The 23,908-nt window shown below is 60.0% G+C and carries 14 protein-coding genes; 5 read left to right on the plus strand and 9 right to left on the minus strand.

Going from position 1 to position 23,908, the window contains the following annotated elements; translation table 11 throughout:
• The first annotated feature begins 46 nt into the window (after window positions 1-46).
• From TBK1r_RS35290 to TBK1r_RS39330, 3 genes are all read left to right on the plus strand, one after another.
• The gene (locus tag TBK1r_RS35290) at window positions 47-4,042 is read left to right on the plus strand and encodes a PVC-type heme-binding CxxCH protein (protein ID WP_145220616.1); all 3,996 of its coding nucleotides are present in this window, start codon (window positions 47-49) and stop codon (window positions 4,040-4,042) included.
• 70 nt (window positions 4,043-4,112) lie between these two features.
• The gene (locus TBK1r_RS39325) at window positions 4,113-4,271 is read left to right on the plus strand and encodes a hypothetical protein (RefSeq protein WP_419580704.1); all 159 of its coding nucleotides are present in this window, start codon (window positions 4,113-4,115) and stop codon (window positions 4,269-4,271) included.
• Between the two features lie 228 nt (window positions 4,272-4,499).
• Window positions 4,500-7,979, plus strand: a complete 3,480-nt coding sequence (locus tag TBK1r_RS39330) for a sulfatase-like hydrolase/transferase (RefSeq protein ID WP_419580705.1) — start codon at window positions 4,500-4,502, stop codon at window positions 7,977-7,979.
• A gap of 240 nt (window positions 7,980-8,219) precedes the next feature.
• On the opposite strand, the gene TBK1r_RS35300 is transcribed toward TBK1r_RS39330, so the two are convergent.
• The 6 genes from TBK1r_RS35300 to TBK1r_RS35325 all read right to left on the minus strand — a co-directional run bounded on the left by TBK1r_RS35300 (window position 8,220) and on the right by TBK1r_RS35325 (window position 16,997).
• Window positions 8,220-9,671, minus strand: a complete 1,452-nt coding sequence (locus tag TBK1r_RS35300) for a DUF1501 domain-containing protein (protein WP_145220618.1) — start codon at window positions 9,669-9,671, stop codon at window positions 8,220-8,222.
• Window positions 9,672-9,708: 37 nt separating this feature from the next.
• Window positions 9,709-12,708, minus strand: coding sequence for a DUF1549 and DUF1553 domain-containing protein (locus TBK1r_RS35305; protein ID WP_145220620.1), 3,000 nt, complete (start codon window positions 12,706-12,708; stop codon window positions 9,709-9,711).
• 225 nt (window positions 12,709-12,933) lie between these two features.
• Complete coding sequence (locus TBK1r_RS35310) at window positions 12,934-14,019, minus strand: NAD(P)-binding domain-containing protein (protein ID WP_145220622.1); 1,086 nt, start codon at window positions 14,017-14,019, stop codon at window positions 12,934-12,936.
• Between the two features lie 40 nt (window positions 14,020-14,059).
• On the minus strand, window positions 14,060-14,821 hold the full coding sequence (nagB, locus tag TBK1r_RS35315; protein ID WP_145220624.1) for a glucosamine-6-phosphate deaminase: 762 nt from the start codon (window positions 14,819-14,821) through the stop codon (window positions 14,060-14,062).
• Window positions 14,818-16,194, minus strand: coding sequence for an HD domain-containing protein (locus TBK1r_RS35320; RefSeq protein ID WP_419580706.1), 1,377 nt, complete (start codon window positions 16,192-16,194; stop codon window positions 14,818-14,820). Before TBK1r_RS35320 ends, nagB begins: the two co-directional genes overlap by 4 nt.
• Entirely contained in the window at window positions 16,191-16,997 is an 807-nt protein-coding gene (locus TBK1r_RS35325; RefSeq protein WP_419580707.1) for a hypothetical protein, read from the minus strand. Before TBK1r_RS35325 ends, TBK1r_RS35320 begins: the two co-directional genes overlap by 4 nt.
• A gap of 273 nt (window positions 16,998-17,270) precedes the next feature.
• Here TBK1r_RS35325 and TBK1r_RS35330 point away from each other — a divergent pair, with 273 nt between their 5' ends.
• Window positions 17,271-17,777 carry a tRNA (cytidine(34)-2'-O)-methyltransferase gene (locus TBK1r_RS35330; RefSeq protein ID WP_145220627.1) on the plus strand — a complete coding sequence of 169 codons (507 nt, stop codon included), beginning with the start codon at window positions 17,271-17,273 and terminating at the stop codon, window positions 17,775-17,777.
• A gap of 43 nt (window positions 17,778-17,820) precedes the next feature.
• Here TBK1r_RS35330 and TBK1r_RS35335 read toward each other — a convergent pair whose 3' ends face one another.
• On the minus strand, window positions 17,821-18,957 hold the full coding sequence (locus TBK1r_RS35335; RefSeq protein ID WP_145220629.1) for a tetratricopeptide repeat protein: 1,137 nt from the start codon (window positions 18,955-18,957) through the stop codon (window positions 17,821-17,823).
• A 385-nt stretch (window positions 18,958-19,342) separates the two neighbouring features.
• Between TBK1r_RS35335 and TBK1r_RS35340 the strand changes: the two genes are divergently transcribed.
• Entirely contained in the window at window positions 19,343-20,848 is a 1,506-nt protein-coding gene (locus TBK1r_RS35340; protein ID WP_145220631.1) for an Hpt domain-containing protein, read from the plus strand.
• Window positions 20,849-20,898: 50 nt separating this feature from the next.
• Here TBK1r_RS35340 and TBK1r_RS35345 read toward each other — a convergent pair whose 3' ends face one another.
• Window positions 20,899-22,386: a sigma-54-dependent transcriptional regulator gene (locus tag TBK1r_RS35345; RefSeq protein WP_145220633.1), complete on the minus strand. Its 1,488-nt coding sequence runs from the start codon at window positions 22,384-22,386 to the stop codon at window positions 20,899-20,901.
• Window positions 22,383-23,804: a sensor histidine kinase gene (locus tag TBK1r_RS35350; RefSeq protein WP_419580708.1), complete on the minus strand. Its 1,422-nt coding sequence runs from the start codon at window positions 23,802-23,804 to the stop codon at window positions 22,383-22,385. The genes TBK1r_RS35345 and TBK1r_RS35350 overlap by 4 nt, the downstream gene beginning before the upstream one ends.
• Window positions 23,805-23,908: the final 104 nt, after the last annotated feature.

Consider the following 23,908-nt stretch of genomic DNA (forward strand, 5'->3'; position numbering starts at 1 on the left):
TTATGATGGGGGCTCACCCTGTTCCCTCCATCGATGCCCTGATCTGATGAATCCATCTTCTCCCCACGCCGCTGCCCGACACGACGCCGCATCCAGGCTTCGACGCCGCCTGCTCGGCCAACTACGCCTCATCACGCTCTGCGCGTTTGCCTTGGCCACCATCAGTGTCGCCCAGGCTGATGACGCCGCGACGCGAAAAGCGAAAAAGCCGCCCCGCAAGCCTGCCGTCAAAGACGCCAAAAACACCGACACCGGACTGCCGGATCCGCCCCAGGATCCCGCCCTGGCCCAGTTCGGCATCTACGAAAAAACGGCACCCCGCGCGGAATCGACCGATCCGATCGTGACCACGTTGCCCCTGACGCTGCGACCGAATGATCGCATCGCACTGATCGGCAACGCCTTGCTGGAACGGTCCGGCGAATTCGGGCATCTGGAAGCGATGATCCAACAATCGTTCCCCGATCACCAATTGACCGTGCGCCATCTGGCCTGGACGGCCGACGAGATCGACCTTCAACCCCGACCCGATAACTTTGCCGATACGCTGCAACACCTGCACCACGAACGAGTGGATGTCATCTTCGCCGCTTATGGGTTCAACGAGTCGTTTGCCGGGGACGCCGGATTGGACCGGTTCCGTGATGCACTCGGTCGCTACCTCACCGAACTAAAAACCAAAGCCTTCAATGGCCACTCCGCACCGCGGCTGGTCCTGGTTTCCCCCATCGCCAATGAAAACCTGCCAAACATTCCGGCCGCGGATCTCAACAACGACACCATTGGGAAATACGTCAAGGTGATGCGAGACGTCGCGGCCGAGCAAGGTGTGGGGTTCGCCGACGTCTTTGACGAGACACGCCGGCAATTCGAGAGCCTGGGGTCGGACCACACGATCAACGGCATCCATCTCAATCAAGACGGCGACCGGTTCTTTTCAAAGACCTTGTTTGAAAAACTGTTTCGCCGCGACGCTCCCGACGTCAAACCCGAGTTGCTCCAAGTCATCGCGGACAAGAACCGGCAATTCTTCCGACGGTTTCGACCGCTCAACACGTTCTACTACACCGGCGGACGCAGCAAGGCGTACGGCTATCTGGACTTTCTGCCGGCGATGCGAAATTTTGATTTGATGACCGCCAATCGTGACGCGAAGATCTGGGAACTCGCCGCCGGAAAGACACGGTCAACCGAAATCGACGACAGCAATTTGCCCCCGATGCCGGAAACCAAGCAAAGTCGCGGGGCGAATGTTTGGATGACTGCCGCCGACGAACAACAGGCGTTTCAGATGGACCCGCGATTTGAAGTCAACTTGTTCGCCGGTGAAGAACAATTCCCTGAGATCGCCAACCCGATCCAAATGCGTTGGGATTCCCGCGGTCGCCTATGGGTCAGTTGTTCGACGACGTACCCGCACGTCTATCCCGGCAAGGAACCCAACGACAAACTGGTCATCTTGGAAGACAGCGACGGGGACGGCCGGGCCGACAAGTCAACCGTTTTCGCCGATGACCTGCACGTGCCGCTGTCGTTCGAGTTCGGTGACGGCGGCGTCTATGTGTCCGAGCAACCCAACCTGAGTTTCTTGAAAGATACCGACGGCGATGACCGAGCCGACGTGCACGAAGTCGTGTTGACGGGTTTTGGAACCGAAGACTCACACCATTCGTTGCACGATTTCACCTGGACGCCTGACGGAGACCTGATCTTTCGCGAATCGATCTTTCATCATTCGCAAGTCGAGACGCCATACGGACCGGTCCGACAACAGAACAGCGGCTGGTTTCGATTTCAGCCCCGGACGCAGCGGCTGGTCGGATTCGGAAGCTACCACAGCACCAACCCCTGGGGCGTGACCTTCGACGACTGGGGGCAACACATGGCCAGTCACCCCGTCTACGCCGAAGCCTTTCATTCACTCGACCCGCCCTACCCCGCGCAACACCCCAAACCGACGGGGCTGCAAGCCTACTCGGGCGTGTGCGGTCACCACATGATCGACTTCCCGACGTTCCCTGCCGAATTGCAAGGCGGGTTCATTAAGGTCCGCTACAAACCGACCAACCGCGTCGAGATTCACAAATGGGTCGAAGGCGAATTCGGGTACAACGAGGAGTACGTCGGAGACCTGTTGTTCAGCAAGAACCTGAGCTTCATCCCCGTCGACTTGCAATGGGGACCACGTGGCGCGCTGTATGTCTGCGACTGGTACAACCCGATCAAAGGCCACGCGCAGTATTCGCTCCGCGATCCACGCCGCGACCGAGATTCCGGACGGATCTGGAGGATCACCGCCAAGGGGATCCCGCTACAAGAACCTGCAAAAATCGCGGACGCATCGGTCGGCGAGCTGCTGCAATTGCTCAAACGACCCGAGTACCGCGTCCGCGATTGGGCCAAACGTGAGCTGCGTGAACGTGACCGCGACGAAGTGCTGCGCAAGCTCGACGACTTTCTCGTGAACCTTGATTCATCCGACCCACGCTTTCGGCACCACCAGATCGAAGCGATTTGGACCTACCGAACGATCGGCTTGGTCGACTTGCCCGACAGCATCAACCCGCCGATCGGAAACGTTGCATCCCCACGTCCGTCACAGGTTCCAACAGGTGCGGGTGAACGGACCGATCACCTGCCCAGCCTTGCCCTCGCGACCGCCACACTGCGGCAATTGCTGTCCTGCGACGATTCGCATGCCCGCGCCGCGGCCACTAAACAGCTGCGTTATTGGCATCCCTACATGGACGACGCCATCGAACGGCTCAACCGCAGCGCCAACGACGCCAACGGCATCGTCCGCATGCAAGCCGTGATCGCGGCAACCTATGTCGGCACACAAGCGGCATTGGAAGCGGTCCTGGATGTGTTCAACCACCCCCGCGACGGACACCTGCAATACGCGATCACCTGCGCCCTGGGTTCCAGAACACTGCGCCCGCACTGGGAAAACGACGATCGCTGGGGCATCGCGCTGCGCCTCCGGCAAGCTGCCAAGGACAGCACGATCAAAGAGCCCACACCGGGAGCCACCGACGCACAGTTCGATTCCCAAAAGAACGTCAACGTCGTCCAAATTTCCGCCATCCCGGAAAAGATGTTGTTCTCCGTGACCCGCATCACGGCCACACCGGGACAACCGGTCAAGATCGTGTTCACCAACCCCGATGCGACCGACCACAACTTGGTGATCGTTAAACCGGGGGCGCTGGCGGAAGTCGGGATGGCGGCCAACGAAATGGCCAAAGACCCGCGCAACGCCAAATCGGATTTCATCCCGCGCGAAAAGAGCGATCTGATTCTGCACGCCACGCCGATGATCGGACCGACCCGTTCGTCGTTGGTCGATGTGTTGCGATTTCGCGCGCCGACCGAGCCGGGAATCTATCCCTATGTTTGCACGTTCCCGGGGCACTGGGTGGTGATGAACGGGGTGCTGGTCGTCGCCGAGGACGCCGCCAGTGCAGAGCGACTGTTGGCCGGCAGCAAGCCCAAGATCATCAAGCAATGGACGATGGATGACTTTGCCGACTTCGACAACGCGGCTCGCCAGGACGATCCCCAAGCTCGCTCGCGCGGGATGATGGCGTTCGTCAAAGCCAACTGCAATCAATGCCATGTCGTCGCCGGTCACGGTGTGGACCTGGGCCCCAAACTGGAAGAGTCCGTGAAGAAACTCAAGGGCGTCGAGTTGCTGCGGCAAATGATCGAGCCCTCGTCCAAGATCCACGAAGACTATCAAACGTCGCGGTTTCTGCTAACGGACGGACGCATCGTCACCGGTGTCGTCGCCAGCGAGGACGAGACGACGTTCCAGGTGGCCACCAATCTGCTCACGCCCAACTCGTTGACCGAAGTCCGCAAACGCGACATCGAAATCCGCTCGGCGTCCAAGGTGTCACCGATGCCCGCAGGATTGCTGGACGTGTTGACCAAAGACGAAATCCTCGATCTGCACGCCTACGTCCAGTCCGGCGGCTACCGGTTGCCCGACCACATCGATCACCACCATCACCACGGTTCGGCGGATTCGACGAAGTGAGCCGATCCCGCTCTTATGATCCTGCGTCAAACTCATTCGGGATGTTCCAAACACATGGAATTCCCGGCCATTGGCGTTCCGGACTGGTCTAACATGGAACGTCGATGATCCTGTCCTGGATGGCATTCGCGGCCCCTGGGAGTTATTGGATCTGACGTCGGATCACACCGAGCAAACCGATCTGGCCGCGGAGTCCCCCGCGGAAGTCAACGCACTGGCCACACCGTAACGCAGGTGCGTCAACGAGGTCGGACCGATACCCAAGAAGAGAAAGACAAATCGAACGACGACGCCCTCTAGAGTTCACCTCACAGAATACGAGAAATTGGATCAATCCCAGCACGTGGCGTCAGCCAGTGGCGCGTGTTGAGCGCGTGTTGAGCACACGTTGATCCCCCGACGCTCGCTGACACTTCCCGCTGGCATAGCTGAAAACCTTTCCCCCGGAGATTCCCCCGTGTTTTGCTGTTTGAAATCGGTGTCGTCGGCACTCACCGCAGTCGCGATGATGCTCGTTTATTCCTCGTCCTTGACGGCTCAATCCGACCCTGCGTCGCCCGATTGGTCGCCCGTCAAAGACGCGATGAGCAGTCGCTGGGCGAAACAGATCACACCGGACAACGTTTGGGCCCAGTACCCGCGTCCGCAAATGACGCGTTCTCAGTGGACCAATCTAAACGGGTTGTGGGACTACGCCGTCAGCAACAGCGACGCCGAACAACCGAACCAGTGGACGGGAAAGATCCTCGTCCCATTCGCCATCGAATCGCCCTTGTCCGGTGTCGGCCGACGACTCAAGGCCGACGAAACACTCTGGTACCGAACCACCTTTGACCGGTCCGATGTCCTTCCCGGCGACCAGACCACTCCGTTTCGGATTCACTTCGAAGCCGTCGACTATCGTTGCAACGTCTCGCTGAACGGTCGATCGTTGGGCGAGCACATCGGCGGGAACCTGCCGTTTTCATTCCTGGTGGAAGACGGCCTGCAAGACACACAAAATGAACTCATCGTCAAAGTCGTCGACGCTACCGATGCGACGGGCAAGTATCAGTTGCGTGGCAAGCAAAAGGTCGAGAACCGCGGCATCTTCTACACGCCGGTTTCCGGCATCTGGCAAACCGTTTGGATCGAACCGGTCGCCGCGTCGCACATCGTCGACTTGAAAGTCACCGGCGACGCCGGTGGGAACGTGGTCGTGCAAGCCAACACGCGGGGCGATTCAAAATCGATTCGCGTTGTCGCAAAAGACAAGAAGAAACAGGTTGCGCAATCAACATCGGACAACGGCGAAGTTCAGCTCTCGATCGACGACGCCAAGCTCTGGTCGCCCGAATCGCCGTTTCTGTACGACTTGCAGATCGATCTGCTCGACGACGCGGGACGAGTGATCGACTCGGTCGGATCCTACGTCGGTCTGCGAACGGTGGGGAAACAACGTGACGCCAACGGCGACCTGCGTCTGACGCTCAACGGCAAAGAGATCTTCCATTGGGGTCCCCTCGATCAAGGCTGGTGGCCGGGCGGATTGCTGACGCCTGCGTCCGACGAAGCCATTCGATTCGAAATCGACTTCTTGCAACGGGCCGGTTTCAACATGATCCGCAAGCACATCAAGGTCGAGCCGCGGCGGTACTACTACCACTGCGATCGGGCCGGCATGCTCGTCTGGCAGGACCAGGTCGAAGGCGGTGCGGGATTCGAATCGGGTGAATGGCCGAAGTGGCAACGTTTGGATCGGAATCACGAAAAAGCGAACTTGCCCCGATCGTGGAAATCCGGCGACCCGCTCGACGCGACCTGGCCCGACTGGGCTCACCAGCAATTCATGACCGAACTGAAGGGGATGGTCGATCACCTTTACAATCATCCGTCCATCGTGACTTGGGTGCCCTTCAACGAGCGATGGGGCCAACATCGAACGATGGAAGTCGGCCAATGGATCGTCGACTACGATCCGACGCGACACATCAACATCGCCAGCGGAGGCAATTTCTTCGCCGTCGGTGACATGGCCGACGAGCACGTTTATCCGCACCCGAACTTCCCCGTCGACGACGACCGCTATGACGACTTCGTGAAAATCGTGGGCGAATTCGGCGGCCACGGTTGGCCTGTTGCCGGTCATTTGTGGCGCAAGAGCGATCGCAATTGGGGCTACGGCGGGCTGCCGAAAACCAAACAGGAATACATCGAACGCTACAAAGAATCGATCCGCCGTCTGGCCGACCTCAAACAGCGCGGCGTCGCCGGTGCCGTCTACACCCAAACGACCGACGTCGAAGGCGAGATCAACGGATTGATGACCTACGACCGCGAAGTCGTCAAGATCGCCGCGGGACACTTGAAACAAATCGCCGTCGACGCCGGATTGATCTCCGGCGGAAACCGGCTGACCAAGACGCGGCCGAACATCATCATCGTCCTCGTCGACGACATGGGATACTCCGACCTCGGCTGCTACGGCGGCGAAATCGACACCCCCAACATCGACGCACTGGCCGACGGCGGATTGCGGTTCACCCAGTTCTACAACCAAGGCCGATGCTGTCCGACGCGGGCGAGCTTGATCACGGGGCTGCAACCACACCAGGTCGGCATCGGGCACATGACCGCACCTCCCGGACAACCGCTCGGCTTTGAAGGACCCTACCAAGGCTATCTCAACGACAACTGCACGACACTGGCCGAAGTGCTGAAATCGGCCGACTACACCACGCTGATGACCGGCAAGTGGCATCTGGGGGCCGATCGCAAAGAATGCTGGCCGCTGCAACGAGGTTTCGACAAGTATTACGGATGCATCAGCGGTGCGATCAACTACTTCAAACCCGGCGGCGATCGTGGATTGACCGAAGGCAACGAAGCGATCGAGGTTCCCGAAGGTTTCTACGCCACCGATACCTTTACCGACAAAGCCATCGAATACATCGACGGCGCCACCGAGTCCGGCGACGCACCGTTTTTTCTGTACCTGGCCTACAACGCACCCCACTGGCCGCTGAACGCCAAATGTGAAGACTACCAAAAGTACCGCGGCAAATACAAAGACGGTTGGCGTGCGATGATGAAGGCGCGAAACGAGCGTCAACGCGAACTCGGCCTGCTTCGACAAGACACCACGCCCGCCGAACATCCCGGCCCGGCGTGGGACAGCCTGGATGAAAAACAACGCGACCGCTTGGATGCCGTCATGGCGGCCTACGCCGGCTGCGTCGATTCGATTGATCAAAACATCGGCAAACTGGTCGGACACCTCAAAGCGATCGACCAACTGGACAACACCGTGATCTTCTTGCTCAGCGACAATGGCGCCTGTCAAGAAGGCGGCAACTTTGGCGTCGGCGACGAAGCCATGGTCAAGAATCCGCCGCTGGAAACGACCGCGGGTGTTCGCATCGGATTGCACTGGGCCGGGGCCTGCAATTCGCCCTATCGAAAGTACAAACACTACGTGCACGAAGGCGGTGCCTGCACACCAATGATCGCCCATTGGCCAGCTGGAATCGCGGAGAAGGACCGCGGAACGCTGATGCACCGACGAGCCTACTTGCAAGACTTCATGACCACGGTGATCGATCTGGCCGGCGGCTCCTATCCCCAGGAGATCCCGCAGTGCGAAGGTCAGTCGCTGGCGCCACTGCTGGCCGGCACACGTCAAGACATCCACTTCGACCCGATGTTCTGGGAACACGAAGGCAACGCGGCGGTCCGCATGGGCAAATGGAAACTCGTCCGCGAATACGAAAAACCGTGGGAGCTGTATGACTTCTCCAAAGACCGCAATGAACTCAATGACCTGTCAATGCAAAAGCCGGTCCTGCGCAAGGACATGATCCAAATGTGGGAATCCTGGGCCACGGAAACTGGGGTGGCATTCCCCAAACGCTTCAACATGTACCAGTTTCTCAATCAGCAGAAAAAGACGCAGGAGTAGCCCCGTTTTGCCTCTGGGGCCTGCCCATCGTAAAACGGAGGAATTAATTTCTTCACAGCGTCACCGATGAGACCACCGATAGCAGCGCAGCCCCACGGATTACTGGCACCCTTTCATCCGTGGGTTCGCCCTGCCATCGGTGGGCATTTTTTTCGATGGTCAGCCCGAAAAATTGCAGCCGCATCAAAGAAGTGGGATAGGCTTCCAGCCTGTCGATCCCGACGCGCTCGCCGTCCACGTTCAACCGCCCACCACGTCGCGCAGCACATGCCCGTGGACATCGGTCAGCCGTCGATCGATTCCGTTGTGCCGGACCGTCAGCTGTTTGTGATCAATGCCCAGCAAGTGCAACATCGTGGCGTTGATGTCGTAAACCGTCGTCGCGTCCTCACGGTCTCGGGGACGAAAGCCCCACTGGTCACTTTCCCCAAACGTCCCCGGCACGACGCCGCCGCCGCACATCCAATTGGTGAACACGAAGGGATTGTGGTCCCGGCCTTCGCTGCCTTGAGAACACGGCATCCGCCCGAACTCGGTGGTCCACAAAATCAACGTGTCGTCCAACATCCCCCGCTGCGCCAGGTCTTTGATCAACGCCGCTGCTCCCCGCGACATCCCCAATGCCAACGGGCCATGATCGCGCGCGACGTTCTCGTGGCTGTCCCAGTTTCGGCGTGGAAACCCGTTGTCGTTGCCGCTCCAAATCTGCACGAATCGCACTCCGCGTTCAAGCAATCGCCGTGCGACGAGACACTTGCGGCCAAAGAACTCGGTTTCGGCTTTCGCGTTGATCTCCGTGTCATCGACGTGGGAACCTTCGTCGACGATTCCGTACAGATCGCGGATGTGCTGCGGCTCGGACGCCAGGTCGAGCGCGTCGGTGGCCGAAAGCTGCATCGCAGCGGCCAATTCGTAGGAACGGACGCGGGCGTCCAATCGGTCGTCACTCGGTCGTCGCGCCGCATAGGCGGCGTTGAGTTGTTTCAGTGCCTGCAACCCCGCGCGGTCGCTCTCGGGTGTGATAAAGTCGCTGTCCGGTGGAAACAAATCCGTAATCGGTGTCTTGCCGCTGGGCCGCAGCACCGTGCCTTGATGGCTGGCCGACAGGAACGCGTTGCCCCAGTTTTTGGCGCCGTTGGACGCGAACCCGCGATGATCGGGCAACACGACGAAGGTCGGTAGATTCTCGTTTTCGCTGCCCAAGCCATAGGACACCCACGAGCCCGCGCTGGGGAATCCCGGCAAGTTAAATCCCGTGGTCTGCAGCAGCGTGCCCTGGCTGTGCACGCCGGTTTTGCCGACCAGATTGTGAATGAACGCGATCTCGTCGACGACGTCACCGAGCGGCGCGACGATTTCGCTGAGCTGCTTGCCGCTTTGGCCGTACGGTTTGAATTTCCAAGGACTGGCAAAGCAATCACCGGGCTGGCTTTGAAACAGCTCGACGGTTTCACCGGGATCCCATGGCTCGCCGTTGCGTTTTTCCAAGACCGGTTTGTAGTCAAACGTGTCCACGTGGCTGGCCGCACCCGCCATGAACAACTGCACGACCCGTTTGGCCTTGGGTGGATGATGCAGCACCACATCGGCCGTCGCGTCCTCGCGATGCAGCATGTCCGCCAGTGCGATCCCGGCCAGCCCACCCAGCCCCTGACGGAGGAGGGATCGGCGATGCATGGTCGCAGCGTTCATGGTCGGTCCGTTTTTGTGGTGGTGCATGGGGAAACCATCAATCCAGATACATCATCGCACTCGCGTTGAGAACGACTCGGCAAAGTGTCTCTGGTCCATGTTCGGCAATTAGTGTCGCCAGTGGTTCACGTTCGATTTCATTTGCGTCCCGGCCCCAGGCCAGCCGACATGCCAGTCGGACGGCTTCGTCGTCCGTCGCCGTTTCGGCGGACAACCGATCGGCAAAACGCTTCGCCATCGCTTCGATCAGCCGATTGTTCCACTGGGCGAGTGCCTGCAGCGCGGTGGTCGATTCATCGCGGCGGGCGATGCTAATCGACGGATCGGCGCAATCGAGGGTCGTCAACATCGGCTGCGGTTGGGATCGCACCACGAACCGATAGATCGTGCGACGATGGGATGCGGGGTCATTCGGATCGTGGAGATCGTATTCATAGTGGGGCGAGTGCTGTGGTCGCTCGATGACAAAATCTTGAAAGCTCGGCCCACCCCGATCTCCCGTGCGAAGCGTTCCGCCGACCGCCAGCACCGAATCGCGAAACTCTTCGGCCGTCAGACGACGCCGATTGAACCGCCACAACCCATCGTTGCTCGCATCGATCGTCAAATTCGTTCGCGTGATGTCCTCAAAACCGTCAGCAAACGAGGCGCGACGGTAGGCGTTCGTGCAGACCAACTCGCGAACGATTGACTTGATCGATTGGTCGCGGTCATCACGCAGTCGAGCGGCCAACAGATCCAATAGCTCTGGATGCGTCGGTAACATTCCCATCCGACCGAAATCATTTGGTGTGCCGACCAATGGTTTGCCAAACGTCCACTGCCAGATCCGATTTGCGATCGAACGCCAGATCAAAGGATTGTCACGTCGTGTGACATAGCGTGCCAGCGCGACCCGTGCCTCCGCTTCATCGTAATCCTCGTGATCGACAAACCGTGACGGACCATCGGGCCATAATTCCGGAGCCCCCGGAAGCATTCGAGCCCCGGGTGCTTGTAAATCACCCCGATTGAGAAAGTGGATCGCCCGCACCGATCCGTTGGTCGGCAGAAACTTGCCCTGTTTCGGAAACTCCGTCGCCACGGCGTACACAAACTGCCCCGCGGGAATCGCTTTTAGTTCTTGTTCGATCTCCGCCAGACGTTTGGTCCATTGCTCGATTTGGCGTTGGTATTCGGGCGTGGTTGCCGCGGCAACGATCGCGCGGCGTTGCTCACGTAGTTGTTTCCACTGCTTGGCCTCGGCTTCATCGAGTGAAAGTCGATGGTACCGTTGATCGACCAAAAACCGGGGTGACCAGCGCGCGTTGGGCGGAATCGAGTCCGACGCATGGACTTCGGCTCCGACCGCGACGTTGGTGCCGTCGCCGGGTGAAAGCACGCGTAATTCTCCCAGAGCCAAAATAAAATCGTTGCGTCGCTCGGCGAGCTTGGTCGCCGTCACACGGACGATTCGTACCGCCCGGCCCCCGACGTCGATGTTGACCGGAGTCGCTTCAGGGTTCGTAAAGTCGTCGGCAGTCTGGTCAAAGATCGTGGTGGCGTTTTGATCGGTCAGTGTCGCTTCCGAGGTCACGTCGACTTTGAATCGAACCGGAAATCCGAACCCGGCGCCGATGTTGTTGAAATCATCGAAGCAAGCGATCAGCTCGATTCGATCGATCGGCTTGGCCGTTCCCAAATCCACTTCGACCCATTTGACGACGTCGGCGCGTGCGGCGATTTGGCTGTGAAACCCGTGTTGCGGCGGAGGCGTGAATTGATTCGCCTTTTGCGTCAACGCATCCAGTTGAGGGTCGATCGCGGCGGCTTGTTTTGCGACCTTCTGCTCGAACGTCTTTTTCGCCTCGTCACGCTGGCGAGTGGTGTCGTCGCGTTCTTGTTGCAACGCACGCTTGTGTCGCTGCTGCTCGGCCGTCAGCCCCGCATAGACTCGATTCGCGCGGTCGATCCCGGCGAACACGGCATGGACGCGGTAGTAGTCTTCGCTTTCGATCGGATCAAACTTGTGATTGTGACATTGCGCGCACTGGATCGTCGTGCTTTGAAACACGTTGAACACGGCCGCGGCCATCTCGTCACGGTCAAGATGCTTGGCGATTCGGCCATCCAACTTGCCTTCGCCGACTTCCACGTGGGCAATCAAATCCCAAGGGCCTGCAGACAAAAATCCGGTGGCCACGATCCCTTCGGACGTGTCATCGGCCAACACGTCGCCGGCGATCTGCTCTCGAGCAAACTGTCCAAACGGCTTGTCCGAATTAAAACTGTTGATGACGTAATCACGGTAGGGCCACGCGTTGTTTCGCGGTTGGTCTTTGTCATAACCATGCGTTTCGGCGTAGCGTGCGATGTCCAGCCAATGTTGCCCCCACTTTTCCCCAAACTCGGGCGCCGCCAGCAAGCGGTCGACCAGATCCCGCCAGGCTTTCGCCGGATCGTCGCGAGACTGCGCGACAAATGCATCGACCTGCTGGGGCGTCGGAGGCAACCCGCTTAGGTCATAGGTGACCCTTCGGATCAGAGTAACAGGATCCGCCGGTGGCAAGGGAGTCAGTTTTTGTTGGGCCAGTTTCGCGTCGAGCCGTTCATCGACGATCGTGCGCAGCTCTCCCTCGGCGTCGGAACCAATCGGCTCGAGCGACCACCATTGTCGGTCGGCGATTTTCGGGGCTTGGATCTGAACGTTTGCGGGCAACACCGCCCCGGCATCGATCCAGCTTCGAATCGCAGAGATCTCTTCGGCCGACAGGGGATCGGAATCCTTCGGCATCTCCGCCCGCCCGTTGCTCGGCGAGATCAACTCGACGATGTGGCTGGATCCCGCGTCGGCAACCTCGATGTAGCCGTCGTCGATCAACCGTTGCGGATCGACCATCGACAGTCCGCCACCGGTCTTTTGATCGTTGTGACAACTCAGACAACGGCGAGCCAACACGGGGGCGACCAAGTCGAGAAATGCCTCGTCTGCTGCGACCAGTGGACCCGCGGGAATCGCGAAAAGACACGCCAGCAGAGGCATCAATATGGGGCGCATGGCATCAACGTGGGCGGGAAGCGATCGGAGCGCGGCCTTTCATTGTAACAGCAACCGGAGGTCACGCTGTAAAGGATTCTTTCGCGGTAGGCCGCGAGCCCAAGGTCGCAAAGTCAAGCGTCGTTTCTTGGGGGTGGGGCCCGTAGGCTCGCGCCAAACGGCTGATCTGCGTTTGAGATCGGTGACTATCGGCATGCACAGCATGCCCTACGCAGCTGCTAACCGCTAACTCTCCGGTTGCGTCATGATCTGATCGCGGTACTGCAGCGGTGCGGAATCGATGTGTCGGCCCGACAGATGGGCGACGATCTTGTCGACGTGGTCGTGGCAGTTTTCTAGAAACGTCTTGTACTTGCTGCTCTGTGTGCCGGCGGTTGCGGTCCCCGCTATGTAGATGCCGGGGACATTGGTCTGCATCGTGTTTTCATCGTAGGTCGGTCGCTGCATCGAGTCGGACAACTCAATGCCGGCCATTCGCATCAACGTCTTGTCCTGCTCGTACCCGATCAACGTCAACACATCGTCCGCCTTGACTTCCACGATGGAACCATCATCGATCGACTGCAGGTGGACGCACTCGCTGGTGATCCGGACGGGTAGGGTGCCGGTAAAATCGCCGATCCGTCCGGCCGCCAACAGCCCTTTGATCTCGGGCAGCAACCAATACTTGATGTGGTCTTCGGGCACTTCCGAACCGCGATAGCTGAGTGACACGTTGGCACCGGCATGATGCAACCGCAATGCCGCTTCGATCGCACTGTTTCGCCCGCCGACGATCAGCACGTCTCGGCCGAAATAGCGATGGGTCTCGCGCAGGTAGCCATCGACATGGGGCAGATCCTCACCCGGAATCCCCAGCCTTTTTGGAAAGTCGGTTCCGCCGATGGCCAGGACCACCGCCTCGGCCGACCAAACGCTCGGCTGTCCGCCCGGTTTGGTCGTCACGGCGAAGCGATCGCTATCGTCACGGGCAATGTTCACCACCGGGCACTGGGTGTGAACCCGAATCTCGAATTGGGTCGCCACGCCACGCAGGTACGTCAGGTACTGCTCGCGAGTCGCCTTAGACTGGTCGCTGGTCAGCAGCGGAACGCCGGCGATCGCGATCCGCTCATTGCTGCTGAACCAGCGAGTTTGGGGAGCCCACCAGGAGATCGTGTGTCCGATCGAACCGGCATCAAACAGTTCGAACTCGATGCCGCAACGGCGCAGCGCGACGGCGAGTTCCAATCCGATCGGCCCGGCCCCCACGATCACCACTCGGGTCGAACGGGCCTCGTCGGGGGATGCGGTGGGTTGCGGATTGGACATTTTTAATTCTTGGTCTGTGGTGGGACAAACGCTCGGCGGGTCAATCCAAACGCAATCCGCCGGCTGCGTCTTGATCCAAAACGACGGTCACGTGGTCGTGGTTGCGCAGCAGCGATGCGGGGTGCGATTCGTCGACCGGCCCCTCGAGCATCTTTGCGACGGCATCGGCCTTTCCGGCCCCGGTGGCCAGCAACACGATCTGACGGGCATCGAGAATGGTGGCGATACCCATTGTGATCGCGTGGCAAGGCACCTCGTCGATGGAATCAAAAAAGCGGGCGTTCTTTTCGATCGTCTCGGGCGTCAGGTCGACTTGACGGGTGCGGCTGTCGCGCGGCGAGCCGGGTTCGTTGAAGGCGATGTGCCCGTTGTGACCGAGCCCCAGCAATTGCAGATCGATTCCGCCGGCCGACTCGATCATCGATTCGTACTTGGCACAGTGCGCCGGGACATCGGCGGCACATCCGTCGGGGACAAACGTCCGAGCGGGATCGATGTTGATGTGATCAAACAGCTGCTCGTTCATGAAGGCCCGAAAGCTTTGCGGATGATCGCCGCCGAGTCCGATGTATTCATCCAAGTTGAAGGACGTCACACCGCTAAAGTCGACTTCGCCGCCGCGGTTCATTTCGATCAACCGGCGATACGTCTGCACCGGTGTGCCGCCGGTCGCCAATCCGAGCACGCTGTCCGCTTTGCGATGGACCTGCGCCGCGATCAGATCGGCAACCGCGTGTGACGCTTGCTCCCCATCGGCCTTGACGATCGTTTCGATCCCATTGATTTGCACGGTTTGAATCATACCCCTTCACTTTCGGTTTGGCTGACGCACTGGATCAGCAACTCGGACCAATGTTCTAACGTCGGATAGTGCGTACGCAACGCTTCACGCAGATCGGGTCGCACGAACACGCGGACCCGTTTGACGACATTATCAAACTGCTGGCGGGCGAGCACCGCCGCGACCGGTGAAACGTCACCCAGGGTGGCCGTCCGGCCATCGGCAAACAGCACCGCCGTGTTGATGTCGACTTCTAATTTTACCGGCGGTGCATCGATCAGCACATCCGCCGCCGCCACCGCGACGCCGGTTTGACGACTCAATTGTTCCGCCACACGCTCGCACAGCGCGACCAGCCACCAATGATGGCGGCGGGCCAAACGCTGATGAATCGCTTCGCCCGACAGCACGCTGAACTCGGCGACTCGCTTGAACAATTGACGGCGGGCACCAAAAAGTCCCTCGATCAACGGCTCGGCCAAGCTGCCCTGGCCGGCCCGACGCAACAACGCAATCCATTCGGCGTCGGCCAGCTTGAACGTCGCGTTCAGGTCCATGCGGTTGTGAAGCAGAAACACGCTCCGCTGGAGCATGGCGGTCGCCGAGCGCACGGCGTGATGCCAGTACACTTCGCTGAACATGATGTACCGCGCAAAGACCATCATCTCGGCAGCCGTGCGGCCTTTTTCGCCAACCGCCAATCGCCGAGTCGACGGATCGACCACCAGCGACGAAATCAGCCGACCGGCGTCGAAGTTGCGTCCGTAGTCCACCCCGCAGTGCAGACTGTCACGTTGCAAGTAATCTAGCTTGTCGATGTCGATCGGACCGCTCAAACAACTGGCCAAGAATTGGAACCCGTCGTCGTCTCGCTCGGATGCCGGGTCATTCCGGGGGCCGATCAACAACCGTTCCACATCCGCCGCGTCACAGTTCCAATCCTCGTCAATACATCCGGCCAATTCGCCTTCGCGGATCAATTGCCCCACCCGATGCTCGTGTCTGGCCACCGAGTCCAGCTGCATGTCTTCGATCGGATGGCAAAACGGCCAGTGGCCAAGATCGTGCACCAGCGCCGCGACGAGAAACGCGTCACAGTGCCGATCGTCCAGCCAACGCGATGCCAGTCGATCGCCGCGAAATCGGGCCAGCAATCGCAACGCGTTTTGATAGACACCCAACGTGTGTTCCAACCGCGTGTGCATCGCGCCCGGATAGACCAGTGAAACCATTCCCAGTTGGCTGATCCCGGCCAACCGACGCAGCGCCGCGGTGTCCAGAATCCGCCGGACGCGACGAGACAACGGGACGGAATCCGCAGGCGGGATTCGAACCAGGGACCCGGAATCGGCGCCGGCCCGATGCAGGAGATCAAGTTCGGGTAGATCGTTCACGACAGGCTTGCCAAGGGCGAGCGTGAAACGGTGGCGTCGGTGACCGTCACCGATGACGATTCGATCGTGGACTGCGAAACATCGGGTTCCATATATCGATCGACTTCGCCGGGCTCGCCGGCGAGCGTCACGCCGCTGGTGAACGCCAGCAAGACGATCACGATGAAATACAGCCCCGCGTGAATGACGCCGTTGAAAAATTCCAATTCAAACGTCCCCGCTGACGCCAGTGCGCCCAGGGCGATCATCACGCACAGGGTGATGCCGAACACCGTCCACGACATTTCAGACGGCGCGTTCAATTCAAAGACATACGAAGGAACAAACGCATACACCACCCAGATCACCGCAAAGATCGCCGAACAAATCAGCACCCGGTTCCGCAGCTCCGGACCGACGTACGGTTCGCGTTCCTGGTCATACAAAAACGTGTAGCCGGACCAGACCAAGGGCGGCGCCAACAGGATCAGCCCCGCCAACTGGGCCCAAAACGGTGCCGTGCCATTTTCTCCGGTGAATCGAAACACCAACGCAAAGCCGAACACCGCGACGATCGATCCGATGGAAATCAACAGACCACTTTTGGTCACGTCGGTTTCTTTGCGTTTGATCGGCTTCAGGACGCTGACGCCCTTGCTGTCCTTCGGCGCCCCATCGGTCGGCGCGTGGATGACGACTTGCTCGTCCGCCTTGGGGATCTCGATCGGCTTCTTGCAATTCGGACACGGCCCAGTTTTCCCGGCGAATTTGTCGCTCACCTGGAATCGTTTCAGACAGTGGCGACAGGTAACTTGGATCGGCATGAATGCAATTCTCTGCCAGCGGCTGCACTGGCACGGACGAACCGAACGGAGACAGGATAAAAAAACGTGACACCCGGCTGAAAAACGCGGGTGATCTGTCATGATGTAGGGGACAGTTTGTCACGCCAACAAGGCCCTTTGCAACCCTTCCGCCCCGATCGGGCATCAAATGTCGCACCGCCGCCCCGCACGCGGACGCCGCCGGTGCCGCGTCGGTCGCCTTGGGACATGGCCCATCGTCACCACATCTCCTTGACGGGCGCTGGAGCCCCAATGTCCGAGCAGACTCCCCCTCCCCACCCCGCCGACCCGGTCGCCCACGTCGTGCTGTATCAACCGGAGATCCCTCAAAATACCGGTAACATCGGGCGGACTTGCGTGGCCGTCGGTGCGAAACTGTGGATCGTCCGCCCGGCCAGTTTCGATTTCAGTGACAAACGCGTCCGTCGCGCCGGGCTGGACTACTGGAAACACCTCGACCTCCAGGCGGTCGACCAATGGAGCGATCTGGTCGACGCATTACCGCCCCGGCGGATGTTTTTCTTTTCTCGATTCGCCACGCGATCGATCTGGGACGAGCATTTTCAGCACGGGGATAGCTTTGTGTTCGGTCGCGAAACGAGCGGACTGCCGCGTGAAATCGTCGGCCCCGACCACCCCCATGCCCTGCGTGTGCCGACCACCGGCAACGTCCGCAGTCTGAACTTGGCGACCACCGTCGGGATCGTGCTGATGGAACAACAACGTCAATTGACCGCCCGATCGTCATCGACTCGTTGATGGGGGAATCTCGCTGGAACGGGCACGTTGAACCGGCACGCGGTCATCGCGAAGGTGAAAAGCGACGGATCAACCCGCGAATCCAGCTGGACTTGGGACGCGGTGTCGATTCCGGACGCGTCGACGGACCGCGGCCTTCCAATTCCGCCAACGTCCTCGGCCGCGGCAAACGCCCCTCCAACACGGCCGTGATCTTGTCCATCACGAACTGATTGGTCGTATCGTCGCAGCAAATCGTCAAGGCGTGCTCCAACGTCTTGCGGGCGATCTCCACCCGACCGTCCAGCAAGTAGGCGATCGAGAGATTGCCCAACAATTCAACGTCATCGGGAGCCAATGCGACCGCTTTTTCACCCGTCTGACAGGCCCGCTCGGTGTCGCCGTCGGCCAACAGCACACCGGCAAGCTCCTTGTAAATGATCGTCTGGGGCTCATCGACCACCTCCAGGGCACGTTCCAAGGCCTGTATTGCACGGGGGATTCGGTCCACCGCGTGCCAAGCCTTGCCGAGCAGAAACCAGACGCGCCAGGCATCGTCTCGCTGGCTGACCAATCGTTGCAGCCGGCCGATCGCCTCGCGGATCGCCTGCTGCACGTCCTCCGATGGAGGCGGCTGCCCCGGATGCCGCATGTTGCCCAACACGACGTCGGCCGATTTTCGGAACAGTTCCTCCGGTGTCTCATGCAACCGGGCGCTATACAGCAGTTGCCCGGTTTCCTTGTCGCGATAAACGTCGACTCGCTCTTCACGCCGGACAAACTCCAGCCGGTTGCGAACCTCGTCAGCGGACATGTGTTGCAGCGTCGGTCCCGCATCGGGATCCCAGGTCTCCGGTGCGACCACCACACCGGACTCATTGCCGACGAGACTGGCGATCAAATTGCCCTTGTATTCAATCAACTGCAGCCAGTCGCAGAGAGGATGCATCGTGCGGTTGTGTGCATCGACCAAGACCACATCTGGCGCACCTTCGTCACCGCACAACCCCATCAACAGCAACTTGTCCCGAAACAGTTCGGCATCGCGCGGCGACATGAAACTGGCCTGCGTCAACTCACCGTCGCCGAAAGACATCGCGTTGGGGGCGATCGTGTGGAAATCCGACGCGCCGCCTTCAAGACAACGATCCAGCGCGTCGTTGCGAATCACCACTGCCGTGCCTTCAAGTAACACCGGCATGGTTTCCCTCAAGATAAAAACCGATGAATCGCCTCGTCCATGACCAAACGTCCATGATAGCGATTCGGATACGAGGGAACAAATCCATCCCCCACTTCAACCTCATCATCGGCACAACCGCCATCGCTGTCGTCACGCACACACGCAGAGATTTACGCCCATCAAATAGTCAATCTGGCGGCGATTCAGCGAAGACAGGGTGATCGCCCGAAAACGAAACATCCGATGAAAACAGTGACGAATCGTCAACTGCAGAGACGAATTCCGGTTAATCGAACAACGGTACACCACCGCTCGGTGGAGGGCCGACACCTACCAATTCGATTCCAATGGTAGTTTCTTCGATCGGTGAAGACGCCTCGATGAAACAGAATCATGAATCACGATGCCGAAATTCGACGCACGTATCCCCATCCGAACTCGCCTGACGCTGACACTGGTCTGTCTTCTGACAGCCACGGTGCTGTTGGCTGATTGGATCGGGCTGGTTCCCGACAGCCGGACGCAACTCGCCCAGGGACGCGTTTCGGTTTGTGAATCCTTGGCCGCTACTGGGACCGCCATGGTCGCCGCTGGAAATTCGAAAGGCTTCGAATCGGCCGTCACTGCCCTGGTCGAGCGAAATCGCAGTCTCCGCTCGGCCCGATTGATCGACGCCGACGGCAACACTGCGTTTCAAACCGCAGGGCACGCGCAATACTGGTCCCCGCTGCCACAACACCGTGATTCAAACTTCACCCTGCCGATCTTTCGTTTCGGAAAGCCTTGGGGAAATTTGCAGCTCGCGTTCACGGCTCCCGCAACCGAACTCGCCGGGTCACGCTTCGGGATCTGGGGACTGCTCGCGTTTTTGATCCCGATCAGTCTGCTTCAATACTCGTGGCTGCTGGAAACGATGCTACCGTCACCAGCCGCCACAGCCGATCCAACCACGGCCGATCGCGAACCGTTGCCAGCCCACTCCGACAACGCGGTCGCCCCCCAATCGCCGCCAGCCGCCGTGGCGGTCGTCCCCGGAGTGCTTGCCCCCAACGACGACACACTCAGCGACGACACGCTGAAAGACTATCGATCTGCCGACGACACCCTCCGAGACGTCGCACCCGCGGCCCACAGCCCCGAAGCGTCCCCCAGTGCACCGAGCGCCCCGAGTGGACCGCCGATCCACACCACGCTGCCGATCGATGACGAAGAAATGCGTTGCATCGTCGTCAACTTTGTCGATCGCCTCGATGCCCGGCTCAACGGCATGCAAGACGCACTCCATCACGCCGACTTCCAAACCCTCCGCAGCGAAGCCCATTGGCTGAAAGGTTCCGGGGGCACGGTCGGATTCGGCGATTTCACGATCCCCGCCAAAGAACTCGAATACGCCGCCAAAGACCAGGACAGTCAATTGGCGTTGGAACTCCTGCAACAGATCCACTCCATCCGATCACGCATCGTCCCGCCCGCCCCACCCAGTCTTCCGCAAGCCAGTGGTCTGGAAGCCAGTGCTTTGGAAGCCAGTGCCTTGGAAGCGAGTGCTCGGCAGTCCGCCCCGCAGCCGTCCAGCCCCGACAACGCGCCCATCGAGTGCACGCTACCGCTGGACGACGAAGACTACTTGGACATCGTGGTCGACTTCCTTCAACAGCTCGATGTGCGGTTGATGGGCATGTTGTCGATGGTGCAAACCAAGTCCTTTGACGAGCTGTATGACGAAGCCCATTGGCTCAAAGGTTCCGGCGGCACCGTCGGATTCCCGGCCTTTACCGATCCGGCACTCGCGCTGATGAACGCGTCGGAGCGTCGAGATGTCCGGCAATGCCAGGAATCGCTGCGCGACGTTTTGGCGATTCGCCAACGGCTGGTCGTGCCGCACACCTCTGCCCCGGCGCCAGCTGAATAGATCGGCGCCCGCTGAATCGATCGACGCCCGCTGAATCGATCGACGCGCGGTCACGTTCCGCCCGCGGCATCGACGTCGCCGATCCCATAGTGCCGCAGCTTCTCTCGCAGCGTTCCGCGGTGAATGCCCAGCCGGTCGGCCGCTGCGGCACGGCTACCCGCGGTCGACTGCAGCGTCAAACGAAGCAGCGTGGGTTCGACCGCGGCAATCAAGTCGGCGTGCAACGTCGTCAACGAATCCGCTTCGCCGGCCCCGTCGAGACGTTCCTTGCACCACGCCACGACGGCATCGGCCAGCGCTGCATCGGGCCGCGGCGACTCGTTCGGCTCGCGACCGAGTTGTGGGTCGGGAAAGTCGTCGATCGTCAATGAACGGCCGCGTGCCAGGACGGCGGCGTGCTCCACCGCGTTGCTCAATTCGCGAACATTGCCATGCCAAGGTCGCCCGCACAATTCCTTGATCAATTCCTCGGACAAGGATTCCGCCGCCGATTCGTTGCCCAATCGCGACAAAAAATAACGACACAACACCGCGACGTCTTCCAAACGTTCACGCAGCGGAGGCAGATGGATGTGCAGCCCGCTCAGGCGATAATAAAGATCCTCGCGAAACTGCCCCAATCGCATGGCTTCGTGAAGGTCTCGGTTGGTCGCGGCCAGAATCCGCACGTTGCACCGTCGCGGATGCACGTCGCCCACCCTCAGGTATTCACCTTGATCCAACACCCGCAACAACTTGACTTGCACCCCCATCGGCAGATCACCGATTTCATCCAAGAACACCGTGCCACCTTCGGCACGATCAAACAGACCCGATCGATCGGTGTCGGCGCCGGTGAAGGCGCCTTTGACATGACCGAATAACTCACTCTCGACCAGGTCTTCGTTCAACGTCACCGGCGCGATCGGCAGGTACACTTCTTTGCCGCGATGGCTGTGTCGATGAATGGCCGCGCCGACCAGCTCTTTTCCGGTTCCGGTTTCTCCCGTGATCAACACCGACAGATCGCTGGCGGCCACCAACGCGATCTGCCGAAACGCCTGCTGCATCGCCGGCGAGCTGCCGACCAGACGCTGCTCTCGCTGGTCTTTGCGCACGACCGGCACCGGAGCCGAAGGGGACCTGGACGTGGAAAGCGCGACCTGACAGACGCGACGTGCATCGTCCAGTCGAAACGGTTTGACCAGGTAATCACTCGCGCCCCGCTGGACGGCCGCAACCGCCGTTTCCAGGTCGCCGAACGCCGTCATCACGATCACCGGACTGCCGCCGCTGGCCTCGATAAACTTGGGCAGCGCAGAAATCCCGTCCTCCTTTGGCAACCGCACATCCAACAGGACAAGATCCGGGCCCTCGGCCGCGGCAAGCTGCAGCCCTTCTTCGGCCGAGGACGCCGTCTTGACCACGTGTCCCAGGTCGGACAACAGACGCTCAAACGCCCAGCAAATCGAAGGTTCGTCATCGACGACCAGTACGGTTGCTTGATCCCTCGCCGACACGTCGCCAGCGGCACGCTGCGGTTGATCACGACCACTCATTCGGTTGACTCTCTCGTGTTACGTTCACTGCTGACGTTCACCGCCAGCTCGAACGTCGTTTTCTCTGAACCACGCCGCCACCGGATCGAACCACCCAACGATTCGGCCGTCCGTTTCACCAGCGGCAACCCCAGCCCCAGCCCTTCGGGCTTGGACGTGACAAAGGGGTCAAACAGTGTTTGGGAAACCGATGCGTCAACGCCAGGCCCATCATCGCTGACCGAGACGAGACATCGATCGGGTTGATCCACGTCGGCGGTGACTTCGATCGTGGTCCCGGCCTGCATGGCATTGAGCACCAGATTCGACACCGCGGCCGAAAACGACGCCCCGTTCTTGACCAGCACCGTCTGCGTCGAAGCATCGATCGACCAATTCAAATCCACACGGAGATGATCGGCAATCGGTTGATGCGTCGAACGCACATCGTCCAAACACGCGCTGACCCGCTGGGGCTGGTCTGTCGAGTCTTGACCACGACCGAGTGCAAGCAGTCGGCCGACGTACTCTTCGGCGATCTCCAATTGTCGAAGCGCCACACGGACTTCATCGTCCGGCGTTTGCTTCAGTTTCCCTTGATGCAACTCCATCGCCATCTTGGCACCGGTCAGGGTGTTGCGAAGCTGGTGAGCCATCCCGCCGGAAATCTGGTGCAAGAGCTTGGCGCCCTGTTGGCGGTTGATCTGGTCCCACAACGCGCTGAGCTGATCCGCCATCGTGCTGATCGCTTTGGCCAAACGCCCAATCTCATCGGGCCCCGCGTCGGAGAGTTCCGATTCAAAGTCACCGGCGGCGATGCGATCGACTTGGCTTTCCAGTCGTTTGAGTCTGCCGATCAGACGCGAGGTCAACAAGAACATCAACACACTGACCACCGCGATCGTTGACAAGCCCGTCAACAGCGGCAACACGGCCGCCCGCTTGGCGACCGCATCGACGTTTTGTTTGGCGAACAAAACAACAATGGTCGAAACCCGGTCGCTGCCACCGCCCGCCCCGCGGCGATCAAACGCAAACGCAAAAAACTCGGTCGAGCCGAGCACCAGGTCCACCGGAGCCTGCACGGGACCACGGCCGGGATCAACGCGCGGATCAACCCCGGGGAGACCAGCGCCGGGGACATCCGCCGCGGCGGTCGTTTCCAGCGGCAACGTCGATGACAACACCTCTCCCGATTCATCGACGGTGATCCATTGCGTTCCCGTCAATTGCGAAAGCGACTGGAGCACCGGCGGCGTCAGCGGAAACGTGGACGTCCCGATCGCCGATTCGATCCAAAGGTAACGATCGGTCATTTCCTCCATCGCCCAGCGACGGCCCAACGTCCAGGACGTCCAGGCAACCCCGATCGCGGCGAGCGTGGCGGCAACCACCAGCGGCGTCAGAATACGGGTGGTCAGTGAATGATGCGTCAGCACGTTGAATGAACGGTCGCGGGTGGAAGCGTTGTCACGACCGCCATCATAGACGCCAGGGTCTGGTCGCTGTTACCCACCGTCCAGGCGGCTCGTCACGCAACCGG

This window comes from Stieleria magnilauensis, from assembly GCA_007753675.1.
GTDB lineage: Bacteria > Planctomycetota > Planctomycetia > Pirellulales > Pirellulaceae > Stieleria > Stieleria magnilauensis.

Excerpts from the sequence above, each read along its gene's own strand:
- TBK1r_RS35290 (WP_145220616.1), top strand. The coding sequence starts at position 47 with ATGAATCCATCTTCTCCCCACGCCGCTGCCCGACACGACGCCGCATCC.
- TBK1r_RS35300 (WP_145220618.1), bottom strand. The coding sequence starts at position 9,671 with ATGAACGCTGCGACCATGCATCGCCGATCCCTCCTCCGTCAGGGGCTG.
- TBK1r_RS35305 (WP_145220620.1), bottom strand. The coding sequence starts at position 12,708 with ATGCGCCCCATATTGATGCCTCTGCTGGCGTGTCTTTTCGCGATTCCC.
- TBK1r_RS35310 (WP_145220622.1), bottom strand. The coding sequence starts at position 14,019 with ATGTCCAATCCGCAACCCACCGCATCCCCCGACGAGGCCCGTTCGACC.
- nagB (WP_145220624.1), bottom strand. The coding sequence starts at position 14,821 with ATGATTCAAACCGTGCAAATCAATGGGATCGAAACGATCGTCAAGGCC.
- TBK1r_RS35325 (WP_419580707.1), bottom strand. The coding sequence starts at position 16,997 with ATGCCGATCCAAGTTACCTGTCGCCACTGTCTGAAACGATTCCAGGTG.
- TBK1r_RS35330 (WP_145220627.1), top strand. The coding sequence starts at position 17,271 with ATGTCCGAGCAGACTCCCCCTCCCCACCCCGCCGACCCGGTCGCCCAC.
- TBK1r_RS35335 (WP_145220629.1), bottom strand. The coding sequence starts at position 18,957 with ATGCCGGTGTTACTTGAAGGCACGGCAGTGGTGATTCGCAACGACGCG.
- TBK1r_RS35340 (WP_145220631.1), top strand. The coding sequence starts at position 19,343 with ATGCCGAAATTCGACGCACGTATCCCCATCCGAACTCGCCTGACGCTG.
- TBK1r_RS35345 (WP_145220633.1), bottom strand. The coding sequence starts at position 22,386 with ATGAGTGGTCGTGATCAACCGCAGCGTGCCGCTGGCGACGTGTCGGCG.